This window comes from Arthrobacter sp. HMWF013 (genome assembly GCF_003061105.1).
Taxonomy (GTDB): Bacteria; Actinomycetota; Actinomycetes; order Actinomycetales; family Micrococcaceae; genus Arthrobacter.
Genome location: NZ_QAIQ01000054.1, coordinates 1 through 12,516, shown reverse-complemented (window position 1 = coordinate 12,516; position 12,516 = coordinate 1). Strand labels below are relative to the sequence as shown.

The following is a 12,516-nucleotide window of genomic DNA, read 5'->3' as shown; positions in this document are numbered from 1 at the left end:
GGGATGGATACCGGCCTGTTCCCGTTCCTCAGGGCTGAGTTTTGAGTGCGTGGTGGTGGGCGGATGCAGGATCAGGGAACGGACGTCGCCCACATGCGTCATGCGCGTGAATACCTCTACCGCGTCATAGAACGTCCGCGCGGCCTCCAGCCCGTACGCGAGGGTAAAGGCAAATACCGATCCCTGACCGCGGGGCAGGTACTTCTGCGCCAGCGGGTAGTAGGGGTTGGACTGCAGTCCCGGGTAGTCCACACTTGCCACTTCGGGCTGCTGTTCCAGCCACGTTGCCACGGCCAGGGCGTTGCGCGAGTGCCGGTCAATGCGAAGCGAGAGCGTCTCGATCCCCTGCTGAAGCAGGAAAGCGTTGAACGGAGACAAGCTGGGGCCGAGGCGGCCGGCCACCACGGCACGGGTGAAGGCGAAGTTGGCCTTTACGCCGAACTTATCGACCCAGGTGGTCCGGTCCCCCGTTCCGGCGTGGATGGGCTCGTGCAGGTGCGGGTAGCGGTCCGGATGGGCGGCCCAGTCGAACCGGCCGGCGTCCACCACCACCCCGCCGATCGAGTTGCCATGCCCGGCCAGAAACTTGCTGGTGGAGTGCAAAACAATGTCAGCGCCGAAATCGATGGGCCGGAGCAGGTAGGGCGTGGTGAGGGTGCTGTCAATGGCGAAGGGGACGTTGTTGGCGTGGGCGGCGACCGCGATGGCTTCGATATCGATCAGGTCGTTCTTGGGGTTGGGGATGGCCTCGCCGTAGAACAGCCGGGTGTTGGGCCGAACCCGCCGGTGCCAGTCCCCGGGATCGTTGGGCCGTTCCACGAACTCCACGTCGATGCCGAACCGGCGGAAGTTGCCGCGGAACAGGGCCCTGGTGCCTTCGTAAATGGAGGGCGCACTCAGAACGTGGTCGCCGGATTTAAGCACGCCGAGAAGTCCGGTGCTGACGGCGGCCTGTCCGCTGCCTACCAGGGTGGCGCCTACGCCGTGGTCCAGGGCGGCGAGGACTTGCTCCACGGCAGCATTGGTGGGGTTGTTGATCCGGGAGTAGACGTAGCCCGGGTCTGCCCCGGCAAAGCGTGCCTGGGCATGGTCGAAGTCGTCGAAGACAAAGCCTGCGCTGAGGTACAACGGGGCGATGCTGGCACCGTGCCCGGGGTCTCCGCGGTGGCCCGAGTGCACCTGGTCGGTGGTGAAACCGAAGGTGTGGTCCGTGTGGGTCAGCGTGTTATTTGACATGTGCTTGAAAATCCCTACTTTCATGTTGTGCCGGGAGCGCCTCAAACAGGGCCTCAAGCAAGGTCGCCAACTGGCTGGCAGCCGCCCGGACCCTCAGGAGCACGTGCCCCGCAGATGCCTCGCGCAGTACCCGGGCTGCGGCGTCAACCGTTCCTGTCACCACAACTTCCTCGGGGCTGGTTCCGGCCGGAGCTCCCCCGCCAGCCGGAATCCAGGTCACTGTCAGGTAATTGGGAGCCGCTGCATCTTCCTGCCCGCCGGAGTCCGGTCCGATGACGCCGTCCACGGATACTGCAGGGCCGGCTGCAACGGCGTCCGTGAGCAGCAGGGTGCGGTGCGCGGAGGGCAGTGGTACGTTCAGGGCTCCTGCCACCGAATAGACTTCGCCGGCGAACGACGCCGGGACAAGGCTTCGCGGGTCCGCGAACCTGCCTGTGTCCCGGTCGCCAACGAGCGCCTCCTCGGGGAAGCTCACCCACAGCCTACGCAGGACCTCAACGTACTCAGCCAGGAGCCGGGCATGACTGTCGGCAATCGTTGGCGGGCTTGACGGGGCCGCGGAGGTGACGGGGTCAAGGCCGTCGGCGCGGAGGAAAAGGCCCACCTGGCCGCAGGTGATCCGGTTCAACGACTGGATCCGGCGGGCCAGGTTATAAGGCGCGTTCCGCGAACTGCTCGCGGCAACGATCAGCCGCGGCGGGGCGCCGGCTGGCCTCCTGACAGTACCCGAGGTGTGCGGGGCGATCAGGTCCGCGGCGAGGATCCCGGCAAGGACGCTGGGATCCAAACCCGGTCCGCCGCCGTCGGCGGTCTCCGGCAGGAGGAGCGGCACGGACCGGGCCGTGGCCACGGCTGCGGCAGCCCGGGCAGCAGCCACCACCGTCCTCGCGGCCTCGGCGTCCGGAGCCGGGGCCCCGGGAAACTCCACGATCAGACGCGGGGCGGTGGTCATGCTGCTCCTTGGGATGGTCCGGCGCCGGCAAGCACCGGCAGTTCGCGGCGTACGGTTGCCTGTACGGGCAGGTTCAGGTGCTCGCGCAGGGTGGTTCCCTGATACTCGGTGCGGAACAGGCCGCGGCGCTGCAGTTCGGGGACGACGTGGTCCACGAACTGGTCAAAGCCGCTGGGCAGTGCGTCCGGCATGACGTTGAAGCCGTCGGCGGCGCCGGACCGGTACCAGTGCTCGATGTCGTCCGCGATCTGCTCGGGCGTGCCCACCACTATGCGGTGGCCTGCCCCGCCGCCCAGGGCGTGGAGCAACTGGCGGTAGGTGGGGTTGTCCCGGTCGATGATGCCCAGCACCATCCGGTAGAACGTCTGCGATCCGGTGGCGGCCTCCGGTTCGGGGAGTCCTTCGCGGCGGACCGGCGCATCCAGATCCACGTGCTTCAGGTCGAAGCCGAGCTGGCTGCTGAGCCGGCCGATCGCGTACGGGAGGGGCACCAGCTCAGCCAGCAGCCGGCGCCGTTCCTTCGCCTCCGCTTCGGTGCTTCCGATGACGGTGGACAGGCCCGGCAGGATGGCAATTTCCTCGGGGCGCCGGCCGAATGTGGCCGCCGCGGCGTCGATGTCCCGCCGGAACGCCAGCGCCTCGTCGAGGGTTTGCGCGGCGGTGAAGATGACTTCTGCGTGTTCGCCGGCTAGCCGGATGCCCGCCTTGGAAGCACCGGCCTGTACCACCACGGGGCGTCCTTGCGGGGAGGCGGGCAGGGCGCCGGATTCCGCGGCACCGGCCCAGGCCGAAACAACGCTGGCCGTTACCTCGCTGGCGCGGACGTAGCGGCTGGCGTGCTCTGGTTCGCCGTCGCGGCCGAAGTTGGCAGCGGCAGCAGCCCCTGCCGTTGTCACCACGTTCCATCCGAACCGTCCGCCGCTGACCGTGTCCAGGGCGGCCAGCCGGGAGGCGAGTTCGCTGGCGTCATTGTAGCTGGAGGAGAAGGTGCCGATCAGGCCGATCAGGCTGGTCTGGGCGGCGATCCTGGCCAGCAGGACACTGGGCTCGAAGCTGTTTCCCGGCCGATACTCCAGGTCCTTCTCAATCACCGGGCCGTCGGCGAGGAACACCGCGTCAAGTTTTGCCGCTTCAGCCTTCTTTGCGATGTCCACGTAGTGCTTCAGGGTGTAGGCGGACAGCGGATGGTTCTCCGGAACCCGCCATGAGCCCCCGAATACACCGGCGTTGAGGATGTTGACGTTGATATGGAGCTGGCGGCCGCCCTGTGGGCCTGTCACTTGTTCTTCCAGGTGTTGACGAAGTGGTTCCGGGACTGGGCGTCGAAGATTATGCCGTCCACGTACTTGGCGTGGGCGATCACCTGCGAGGGGTTGTAGACGGGGTTGACCAGCGCGTACTTGTCGAGCAGCACGTCCTGGGCGTCCTTAGCCGCCTGGGCGCGCTTGGCCGGATCGAGCGTGAGTTCAAGTGCGCCGAGCTTGGTGGTGACTTCGTCGTAGCCCGGGAAGTCCTTGGTCAGGTAGGCCCCGTTCCCCAGTTTGGGGCTGTACTGCAGGTTCAGGACGCCGGCATCGTTGCGTGATCGGTTGGCGGCCACAACGTTCCAGTCGGTCTGGGCTTTGGCGACATTGGCGGAGTAATCCGGAATCGGGACCACAGTGAGCTGCAGGTCGATGCCGATCTTCTTGAGGTCCTGCTGGATCGACTCGTAGGCGGGTTTGTTGACCACCAGGTTGTTGATGCCCAGCAGTTTGACGGTGAGGCGCTGGCCATCCTTGGTGCGGATGCCGTCGGCACCGGGGCCCCAGCCGGCGTCGTCCAGGATTTTCGCGGCCTGCTGCTGGTCGAACTTCAGGATGCTGCTGCTGTAGTCCACATGGCCCTGCACGGAGGAAGCGAGCACCGACGTCGCGATGGAGTAGGAATCCGTGAGCACGGTCTTTTCAATCGACTCGCGGTTCCAGCCAAGCTGGATGGCCTTGCGGACAGCGATGTCATTCGTGGGGAAGATGGAGGCGTTGAAGTTGAAGTAGATAGAGGTGCCGGAGACCTGCCGGGAGATGATTTCGAACCCGGCGTCTTTCAGCGGCTGCTCGTCTGTGGTGCCAACGTCGAGGGTTGCGTCAATAGTTCCTGACTTAAGGGAACCGGTTCGGACGCTGGCTTCGGGGATGGTGTTAAAGACGATCTTGTCCAGGTACGCTTCGCCGTCGTGTTTGATGGCCGGCGGGGACCAGTTGTAGCCCTCGCGCTTGACCAGTACGGTCTTAGCCTGCGGCTGCCAAGACTCATACACGAACGGGCCGGTGCCGATCACGTTCTTGGGATCGGTCCGTTCCTCTGCGCTCTTGGCGAGAGTAGCCAGTGAGAGGAAGCCCGGCTGCGCGTTGCCGGTAAAGGAGGACGCCTGCAGGAAGCTGGCGATGGGCTTTTCAAAGCGGACGACGGCAGTGAACTCGTCCGGTGTGAGCGTTTCGATGTAGCCGGGCAGCAGCGTGGCGCCGTTCGGGGAGATGTTCAGAGCCTTGTCGCCGCGCACGTATTGGTCGAAGTTCGCCTTCACGGCGGCGGCGTTAAACGGGGAACCGTCGCTAAAGGTAACGTCATCCCGCAGGCGGAATGTGAACTCGGTCAGCTCTGCGTTGGTTTCCCAGGACTTGGCCAGCCAGGGGGTGATCTCGCCGGTGTCGGGATCCTGCCACGTGAGCTTGTCCGTGACGTTGTTGCCGATGATCGATTCAGCGTAGTTCGTACCCCACTGGGTATCGGGGCTGCGCTGGTAATCCAACAGCCCGAACTCGAGCGTTCCTCCACGGATAGGGCCGCTATTGCTGACAGTGTTTGTCGACTGCACGGCCGATGCCGAGACTCCCCAAGTGATACCCAGTGCTGCAATGGCGGCCGCACCGACAGCCAACCACGGCCATTTCTTCCGCGGTGGCCTTCCGCTTTCAATTGACGTACGAAGATCCGACATGACCCAAACTCCTGTGCCTCCAACAGCCAACACCTGTTGTCCGGCTGTGATGATCACCGACAGTACAAAGCCTGAGGACTCACTGCACTTTGCGTTGCGGTGAACTAATCCCGGTGACTCGGCACGACGCCGCGTTTCGAAAACAGCAGTAGCGGTGCGCAACGGTAGGCAATACAAGGCATCGATTCGTCATTGAGCGCAACCCGCCACCACTTACGACAAGGCAAGGGAAATAGCGCGTCCGGAAGCTCCGATGCGGAACATCAGCGCGGGCGGTGTTCTGAATAGGAGACATTTGCGAAGTGGTTTGAGTACAACCTCAGGGATCGGAGCCGCGAACTAACGCCCGGAGGTTTGCTTGGCTGGCCTCGATCCTCCAGCACCGGTGAATTGACATGCAAGTCTGTCATTGGGCTGAACACTGACCGCCGTATCGTCCTTATCGACGAACAGATACCCTCGGACGCATGCTCCTCAGGCATACCGCTATGGAGAAGTGCGCTCGGGTGTAGACAAAGCACCGACAAAATTTCGGCCTGGTGTGATGCCACCTGCATCAGGAAGCGCCTATTTCCTCCTGCGCTTCCTCACGTGCCGACGATTTCCCAATTAGCGAATAGTGAAGAATTCTCCCGCCCACAATTTCCCAGCCACCCTGAGGAGCTACTGCAAAGCAGGCGGGGTTTGCCAACGCCTGCGCCCAGGCACCCGCCTCCCAGAACACGTCACCTGAGGCGCGGTCCGGTTGCAGTTGCAGGGCGACCGAAATCATAAGTGCGCGGCCTCGAGCGAAGCGTGCTGAGCGAAACACACGACATCGATGCTCACACCGCGGTTCAAGCAGGACCGTTTGCGGGCCATCGCCGTGGCAGCGACCTCCACCCCCCTCCCGGATGTCCTGCCACGCTAGAAGTACATCTGGCGGCGGAGCAAGAAAAGCTCATCACCGCAGGTTGCGTGGACCCTGCCGGTGATTGCGCCGATTATGTCCTCATACTGCTGTGGGCAGCAGGCGGACGCCCTCGCGGTTGCCATGCATCTGGCGTCCCGTGCCGTCGAGGCCGACCACCCAGACGATTGCGGAGTTAGTTGTCTTGGCGTCAACGCGCCCTCGGTACGGAGGCCCCTCAGACGGGGTGACCTCAACGGTTGCGCCGACGGTGATCGCGGACCAGTCCTCGGCAGGGTAAGCATCCAGGGCGTCCTCCGGATGAAAATCGGCAGCGGCCTGTAGTGGGCCCCGGACCCGTCCTCGGGTGCCGGATTTGGCCGGCGTCATGCCACGCTCTCCAGACGACTGGCACTGGGCTCCACTCCTTGAAAGTAGCTGCCCTTGAAGAAGACAAGCGGCTCAGCATCTTCCTGCGCCGCAAGTGCACGGACTGCGCCGACCACGATGGTGTGATCGCCGCCGTCGTATTCTTCATGCAGTTCGCAGTCCACCCAGGCGAGTGCCTGGTCCAGCATCGGGTTGCCCAGCGGTGACAGCGAGTAGTCGACTCCGGCGAACTTGTCCGTACCGGAACGGGCGAACTGGGCGGCAAGATGCTGGTGCTCCGCGGGCAGGATGTTTACGGTGAATCGGCCCGCCTTACGCAGCAGCGGCCAGGTGCTGGAGCTACGGGCCGGGCTAAAGGTGACCAGTGCCGGCTCGAGGGATAGGGAAGAGAAGGACTGGCAGGTGAAGCCTGCGGGGCCGTTGTCCGTGGCCGCGGTGATGACGGTCAGCCCGGAGGCAAAGTGGCCCAGGACGTGGCGCAGGCGCTGCGGGGTGAGATCAAAGTGTTCCGTCATGTCGTTTCCTTTCAAGACCCGGTGATTCAAACCAACCACCCGCTCCCAAAACGATCAATCGACTGCGAAACGCACTGACGCCCTAGGCAACCTGCGTTCACGGTACGAATCATGAGGTAATCCAAGCCCTGATTGACAGTATTCCTAGTCCCTCCCTGCCCCGCCATCGACTACGGTTGCTGCTTCCCCGTACTAACGGACCGTGAACCGAATAATGACGGATTGACTCGCCTGTTCTGCATTCAGGACCAGTACAGCTCGATGAGCTGGGTGTTCACGGTGCGCAGCGCCTTGGTGCGGGCGGCCCGCACCCGGTCCTTCAGTTCGCCGAGGAGTTCGGTGTAGCCGCTGGGGAGGGCGAGGTCACGGGCGTCAGACATGCGTTTGATCCTATCGATGCTCACTGACAGTCCGGCGTTCGGCTTAGCGGCTGGGCCCGCTCTTACCTCGTTCAGCCCCCAGCGATGCTCCCGTGCGGGTCTTTCTGGCTTTGGCTGCGCCTTTGCCCACGGTCACGGCGGCGCTGGGGTGTGTTCCCTCGCTGCGCTCTGCCGCTAGCCGCCCGCGGACTTGGTTCTCATTGGCACCGGTCGTGGCCAGGGACGCGGCAAATGACTCCTGGCGCTCCGCTGACCCGTAGTCCGCGGCGGACGTACTTTCAGCTTTCAAGCCTTGGTCTTGCAGTCGGCTGCTGTCGTTGCCGGTGACGCGGTTCTCGATCTCGCGGCCGACGCCTTCAAGGCGGGCGAAGAGTTCCTTTTCGGCCCATTCGTACCGCTGCTCGAGGGATGAGAACTGGGAGCCTTTGAAGCCGCCCTCGGCGAGGAGCTTGGCTTCGTGCATTTCCTTGGCTGCTTTGACGAACCCGGGGTCTTTGAAGTGGGAGTCGGTGGCGCCGTTGATGTTGGCCGTGGTTTCTTTGCGCAGCTGGTCAAGGTCCGGACCGTTGACACCGTCCTTGCCGATCAGGAACAAACGTTCCTTGATGTCTGCGTCGGCAGCGGCAACTGCCTTCGGGGTTTTCGCGCTGTGTGCCCTCTGCAAAGCCTGTGCCAGCTCGGGACTGGCCAGGTACTCCACGGGCACCTGGTGGCGCTGCATTTCCGGGGCCAGCTTCTCTGCCTGGGCCCGGAGTTCTTCAGCCCGGGCCGCTGCGAGCAGCTGTATGGCCTTCTCATGTTCGGCAGCTGCCTTGCGCGTCTCTTCTCGGCTCAGTGCCAGCGCTTCCAGCCGCGCCTTCTCAGCCGTGATGGTCTCGATGCCGGACTCCAAGTAGGCGGCGTCGGCCCCGACGTCGTGTGTGTCGATTCCGTAGCGGGTGAGGACTTCGTGCCGGATTCGCTCCGCGGCCGCCAGCGCCGCGGGGTCATGGTCTTTCCAGCCTTCCGCGACGGCATGGGCCGTGGCGATATCGGACGGCTGGGCCTTGTCCCACCACTGATCCTTATGCACCGGCGAGAGTGCTGCTTGCACCGCGCTGCGTTGGGCAGCCAGCTGCGCCTGGGCTTCGTGCGCTGCCTGGGCGTCCTGCTGTTCCTGTTGCCGTTGCAATTCCTGCCGCCGGCGGGCCAGTGTTTCGGCGATCCGCGAGGCGATCAACAGTGACTGGCGCATTCCGCTGTCCAGGACGTCATCGATTCCATCTGATTCACTCATGGTGTTCCCCCTTGCACTTGGTGTGATTCTTATCGGTCGAGCACAGGGCCTGGTTCACGCCCCGTGTGTTGGTGGGTTTTTGCAGGTGTCGGTGTGGTGGGTACTGCAGAATCTGGGCGGATGGGAGCCATGCCTCGGAGACCCAGTTCCACGGACTTCGGCACAGGCGTCTTCTCCGGCGCACCCTGTTCCGGTGCGCCCACGGTGACTGGCTTGGGCATGGTCGCTGCGAAGGGTTTCAGTTGTTCGGTCACCACGGCGCGGATCCGTTGTGCTTCCCTGGCGCGCCCGGATTGTTGGTGCATCTCGTGGATGGCAAAAGCGGTGTTGACCAGCTGCAGCATGAGGGCCGCTTGGGCCGCCGTCTTGTCTTTGCTTGACGCCGCCATGAACAACATGGCCGTCCCGGCAATCGACGGGAGTGCTACGGGTTTGCTGTACTGGCGTGGTGCGCGCAGCTGGGCTGTGCGGGACAGCTCGGCAGCGGTCGCTGCCAAGGGTCCGGGCGTAGGTTCCAGGCGATGTGACCATGCCGCGAACGCCCCTGATACTTCCCGTGCTGCCTTCGCCCAGGTGGCGTGGTCATCCCTAGGCAGGACGCGAAGTTTCTCGACCAGTGCCGTGGCGTTGCGGGTGTATTCCACCCACACATCTTCTGACGGTGTGGCGTTCTCGGGACCGGTCCTGGAGACCTTGCGCTTGTTGCGCGCGGCGGCGTTCCATTCCGCTGCTGCCTCGGTCGCCAGGTGCGGAGAGTCGGGCCACTCTTCACGCAGGGCGCCGAGCTTCAAGTCGGAAGCAAGAGTGCCGCCGCCGAACCAGATAGGGCGCTCCCCACGTGCGGGGCGTTCAGCTACTGAGTAGCCAACAATGACGTCGGTGGTGTTCTTCGCGTAGCGCGGCCGGACCAGCAGCCCGGTGTCACGGGCGCGGCGGACGAACTCCGCTTCTGTCGCTGCCGCGCTGGCGCTGGCGCGCACCTTGCGGGCCAGGGATGCCCGGTGCATTTCGCGCATCTCCCGGGCGGCGGTGGCCTTTTCGGCCCGGTCGTAGCCGCGGGTGGCGTGGACGCTGGACAGCTCTTCGAGCCCGTACTTGGTTTCCAGTTCACGGCAGGTCTGTTGCGCCCGTTTGTAGTCGCCGTGGGTGGAAGCTTTGGTGCCGTCTTCGCGGACCAAGGACACGGCGATGTGGATGTGGTGGTTGCCGTTCTCGCTGGTGCCGTGGTTGATCGCTACCCACCGGCACTGCGCTTTTCCGCTGGCCTCGGTAAAGCCCATGGCATCGACGAAGTCGTTCGCGATGTCACCCCACTGCTGGTCCGTCAGGGCGCCTTCTTCGGCGCGGAGGCTCAGGGAGCAGTGCCACACGTCGGCGTGCTTGTGGCCGTTCGGCACCCGTTCCTTCTTGACCGGGTCCCAGCGGTAATCCTTCTGCAGCACCTCGACGCCGAAGGCCTTCCTAGGCTGGTCCAGATGCTTCGCGATCGCGATCGCGTCGTCCTTGTCGAGGACGCCGTCGTCGTACCAGGCCATGATCGCCGCATCGCCGGCGACCAGGTGCGGGTCGGTGTGCGCGTTTTTCGTCTTATCCGCATCGGTGGAGGCCAGGTACAGCATGAGCCCGGACATCCGGGAACCGCGGGTGATGTTCGGGATCATCCCTACATCAACCCCTCGATGGTCCGGTCGATCCGCATCGCCACCTCACGCACATACGCCAGCGCCGCCTTGGCATCCTGGGGGAATTCATCGCCCGCGTTCGCGTGCCTCGCGATCTGGTTGACGTTGTTCGACACCCGCGCCAACAACGTATGGATCGCCATCAGTTCAGCCATCGCCGCCTTCCGTTCGGTCGGAGTCTCCGACGACTCCGACAAAGCAGCGGTCAGCAGCAGGTTCGGGACCGTGACCTTCTCCCTCGCAGCCCTCGCGACCAGGGCGGCTTCCTCCTCGGCGGTCACCCACACATCGCGGCGCTTCTTCGTCCCCGCAGGGGAATTCGCACGGCGCCGCTTCGAAAGGCGGGAACGCGGCACACTCTCCTCAGACACACACTCCCCCCATCCCTCAAACGGCCACTCAGTTCAAAAGCCCAGCGCAGCGACCCCGACACCGGGGACCACACAAGCCAGTGTGCCAAGCAAACAACTACGGGCCGTGAGCGACACGCCATTTACACCCGTGTAAATGTATAGCTTGCTCCGCCCCAATTGGCTTTCGCGGCACGCCGGGCTGCCTCCTCGGGGTGACACCCTGCCGCCGGTAGGCTGGCACCGTCTGTACAGCCAACCTTGGGGGGACCATGCTCACAGAACACGACTACCCGGACGCCCCGGCGCCCCGGGTCCAGATCTGCACCTACCGGCAGGCAAACGACTCACGTCCAGGGCGGATCTATCTGCAACTCGGCGTCGAGCGGGATTTCAACCCGGCAAACCTTCAACGCCAGCGAGCTGCCGAAGAACGTCTCAGCGGCGGCACAGACCAGGTGTGCGGAAGCATCGACAATGTCGCAACCCGCCACATGCAGGACCTGACCGGAAGAAGAGCCCGCATAGTCGAAGACGGCTACGCCGTCAGCATCGAAATGGACATCCCGGACGCCACCGAAGGTGCCGCGCACACCCCCGCCTCTGGCGCCGGCACAGATGCCGGCCCGGCGCTGACGGCGGACCAGGAACTGGTAGTTCCGGAACTGGTCCGTAGCATCGAAACCGTCCTGCCCCTGCAGGAACGGCAGCACACTGAAACGCTGGCGCTGATGGTCGCCAAGGAGATCCCTTCTGCGGCAGATGTGATCAGCTCCAGCGACCGGGTGACGCTCGCGGAGGTCATCGCCCACCACGAACACCGGATGGACAGATACACCCCAATGCCAGTACCGGCGTCGATACGACTCGCCGAACTCTCCTTCCCCCAACACGCCAGAGCCGCACTCCACCACAGCCCTGACAACACCTCGGCGGGACCGGCAGGCACAGCACGCTCACACCACGTCGTCCCCGACCTCGAACGCTGAACCGCAACACCACGAAAGGCACACGCAAACACCATGGCTTCCATCAACATCGAAGAAACCAAAAACCAGGCCCGAGCCCTGCTCAACTCACGCATCAAATCCGTCGAAGAACTCGTCCAGGCACGCCAACGCGTCGCCGACCTCAAAGACCAGCTCACCGCCGCTGAACGCGACGACAAACGCGCCTACGTCAAAGCCACCCGCGACGGCTGGAGCCCCGAAGAACTCAAAAAGCTCGGCCTCGAACCAGCCGCCGCAGGCCGCCGCCGCAAAGCCCAGGCCAAGACCGCCGGCGTCCCCGCCGACACCGCGGCAGGCACCGATTCAGCCGAGCCGGAAACTGTTTAGGAGAACCAAGGCCCCTCGCCCACATGGGCACGGCAAAAGCTATCTACCTTCGGGCTTTTCCCGCACACATGTGGACGACGGGACCCACCTGGCCGGCTGCACACAAACGCCGGCACACCACCAGCCGGCACGTCGCCACCGGGACCGGCGAATGTGCACAGCCTGGAAACGAAGCGCGTCACCAGCGGACACCTTCCCCATGGACCAAGACAGACGCCGCCGGCCAACCCCGCCGCGGTGGTTGGGTTCTTTTCAGCAGGGACGATACCCACCGTTCAGACGTGGCGAGGTCGGGCAGCGACGGAACCTTGATCAGTGGCAGGGTTCTAAGGCGCTCGGGGGATCCTCGGGCCGTACAGGACGGTGACAACCACAAGCTGCAGGGCGGCGCTCATCACCACCAAGGACCGCAGGCCCGCGTGATCCAAGCAATGGCACCAACCGCACAGACCGGCGTCACAAACATCCGCCAAGACGAAGGCCGGCACCCGATAGGTGCCGGCCCTTTTTCGCTGCTTTGGGACTGGAT

Annotated in this window: 12 protein-coding genes; 2 read left to right on the top strand and 10 right to left on the bottom strand. The window is 64.3% G+C overall.

Going from position 1 to position 12,516, the window contains the following annotated elements; genetic code table 11:
• The 10 genes from DBR22_RS02550 to DBR22_RS02505 all read right to left on the bottom strand — a co-directional run.
• The coding region (locus DBR22_RS02550; RefSeq protein WP_108597642.1) for an O-acetylhomoserine aminocarboxypropyltransferase/cysteine synthase family protein at positions 1-1,236 on the bottom strand (1,236 nt) is incomplete at its 3' end.
• Positions 1,226-2,188, bottom strand: coding sequence for a hypothetical protein (locus DBR22_RS02545; RefSeq protein ID WP_108597641.1), 963 nt, complete (start codon positions 2,186-2,188; stop codon positions 1,226-1,228). The genes DBR22_RS02545 and DBR22_RS02550, both read right to left, overlap by 11 nt.
• On the bottom strand, positions 2,185-3,468 hold the full coding sequence (locus DBR22_RS02540) for an LLM class flavin-dependent oxidoreductase (RefSeq protein ID WP_108597640.1): 1,284 nt from the start codon (positions 3,466-3,468) through the stop codon (positions 2,185-2,187). Before DBR22_RS02540 ends, DBR22_RS02545 begins: the two co-directional genes overlap by 4 nt.
• Positions 3,465-5,045 (bottom strand): ABC transporter substrate-binding protein, encoded by a 1,581-nt coding sequence (locus DBR22_RS02535; RefSeq protein WP_219928070.1) that lies wholly within the window; start codon positions 5,043-5,045, stop codon positions 3,465-3,467. The genes DBR22_RS02540 and DBR22_RS02535 overlap by 4 nt, the downstream gene beginning before the upstream one ends.
• 1,114 nt (positions 5,046-6,159) lie before the next feature.
• Positions 6,160-6,447 (bottom strand): hypothetical protein, encoded by a 288-nt coding sequence (locus DBR22_RS02530; RefSeq protein WP_108597638.1) that lies wholly within the window; start codon positions 6,445-6,447, stop codon positions 6,160-6,162.
• Positions 6,444-6,962 (bottom strand): flavin reductase family protein, encoded by a 519-nt coding sequence (locus DBR22_RS02525; RefSeq protein WP_108597637.1) that lies wholly within the window; start codon positions 6,960-6,962, stop codon positions 6,444-6,446. Before DBR22_RS02525 ends, DBR22_RS02530 begins: the two co-directional genes overlap by 4 nt.
• Positions 6,963-7,204: 242 nt before the next feature.
• The gene (locus DBR22_RS02520) at positions 7,205-7,342 is read right to left on the bottom strand and encodes a hypothetical protein (RefSeq protein ID WP_258229016.1); all 138 of its coding nucleotides are present in this window, start codon (positions 7,340-7,342) and stop codon (positions 7,205-7,207) included.
• 43 nt (positions 7,343-7,385) lie between these two features.
• A complete protein-coding gene (locus tag DBR22_RS02515; protein WP_108597636.1) occupies positions 7,386-8,618 on the bottom strand; it encodes a hypothetical protein in 1,233 nt (410 codons plus the stop codon).
• A 29-nt stretch (positions 8,619-8,647) separates the two neighbouring features.
• Entirely contained in the window at positions 8,648-10,279 is a 1,632-nt protein-coding gene (locus tag DBR22_RS02510; protein WP_108597635.1) for a relaxase/mobilization nuclease domain-containing protein, read from the bottom strand.
• A 2-nt stretch (positions 10,280-10,281) separates the two neighbouring features.
• Complete coding sequence (locus tag DBR22_RS02505) at positions 10,282-10,587, bottom strand: MobC family plasmid mobilization relaxosome protein (RefSeq protein WP_108597634.1); 306 nt, start codon at positions 10,585-10,587, stop codon at positions 10,282-10,284.
• A 335-nt stretch (positions 10,588-10,922) separates the two neighbouring features.
• On the opposite strand from DBR22_RS02505, the gene DBR22_RS02500 reads away from it, so the two are divergent.
• Together DBR22_RS02500 and DBR22_RS02495 are read left to right on the top strand one after the other, a co-directional pair.
• Positions 10,923-11,639 (top strand): hypothetical protein, encoded by a 717-nt coding sequence (locus DBR22_RS02500; RefSeq protein ID WP_108597633.1) that lies wholly within the window; start codon positions 10,923-10,925, stop codon positions 11,637-11,639.
• A 33-nt stretch (positions 11,640-11,672) separates the two neighbouring features.
• Complete coding sequence (locus DBR22_RS02495; protein ID WP_108597632.1) at positions 11,673-11,987, top strand: hypothetical protein; 315 nt, start codon at positions 11,673-11,675, stop codon at positions 11,985-11,987.
• Positions 11,988-12,516: the final 529 nt, after the last annotated feature.

Excerpts from the sequence above, each read along its gene's own strand:
- DBR22_RS02545 (WP_108597641.1), bottom strand. The coding sequence starts at position 2,188 with ATGACCACCGCCCCGCGTCTGATCGTGGAGTTTCCCGGGGCCCCGGCT.
- DBR22_RS02530 (WP_108597638.1), bottom strand. The coding sequence starts at position 6,447 with ATGACGCCGGCCAAATCCGGCACCCGAGGACGGGTCCGGGGCCCACTA.
- DBR22_RS02525 (WP_108597637.1), bottom strand. The coding sequence starts at position 6,962 with ATGACGGAACACTTTGATCTCACCCCGCAGCGCCTGCGCCACGTCCTG.
- DBR22_RS02520 (WP_258229016.1), bottom strand. The coding sequence starts at position 7,342 with ATGTCTGACGCCCGTGACCTCGCCCTCCCCAGCGGCTACACCGAACTC.
- DBR22_RS02515 (WP_108597636.1), bottom strand. The coding sequence starts at position 8,618 with ATGAGTGAATCAGATGGAATCGATGACGTCCTGGACAGCGGAATGCGC.
- DBR22_RS02510 (WP_108597635.1), bottom strand. The coding sequence starts at position 10,279 with ATGATCCCGAACATCACCCGCGGTTCCCGGATGTCCGGGCTCATGCTG.
- DBR22_RS02500 (WP_108597633.1), top strand. The coding sequence starts at position 10,923 with ATGCTCACAGAACACGACTACCCGGACGCCCCGGCGCCCCGGGTCCAG.
- DBR22_RS02495 (WP_108597632.1), top strand. The coding sequence starts at position 11,673 with ATGGCTTCCATCAACATCGAAGAAACCAAAAACCAGGCCCGAGCCCTG.